The sequence below is a fragment of the Paracoccus sp. Z118 genome, assembly GCF_019061185.1.
Classification (GTDB): Bacteria; Pseudomonadota; Alphaproteobacteria; order Rhodobacterales; family Rhodobacteraceae; genus Paracoccus.
In genome coordinates this window covers 1-396 of the sequence record NZ_JAHQZU010000140.1, presented here as the reverse complement: position 1 = coordinate 396, position 396 = coordinate 1, and the positions used below count along the sequence as shown (strand labels likewise).

General features: G+C 70.5%; 1 protein-coding gene. It reads right to left on the bottom strand.

Annotated features, from left to right (window positions below):
• Nucleotides 1-396, bottom strand: a 396-nt coding sequence (locus KTN05_RS18830) for an energy-coupling factor ABC transporter ATP-binding protein (RefSeq protein WP_217330705.1), incomplete at both ends; no start/stop codon positions are given.

Below are 396 nucleotides of genomic sequence, written 5' to 3'. Positions count from 1 at the left end.
CCCCGCATAGGGTTCGTCGAGGATCAGCAGCCGGGGCCGCATCGCAAGCACCGCCATCATGCAGACGAGGTGCTTCTGCCCCTGCGAAAGCGTCGAGACGATGGCGTCCTTCCAGTGCAGCTTGTCGAACGAGGCGAGCACGGCTTCGGCGCGCTCGGCTGCCCGCGTCCTGCCCATGCCCTGCTGGCGCAGCCCGAAGGCGATTTCCTCGCCGACGCGGGGAAAGATGATCTGGTGCTCGGGGTTCTGGAACAGGATGCCGACGGTGCCGAGCGCCGCCCGGCGGTCGCGGAACACATCGACGCCGCCGACCCGGACCTGCCCGGCGCTCGGCTTCACCAGCCCCGCCAGCACCCGCGCGAGCGTGCTCTTGCCCGACCCGTTGCGCCCGACCAC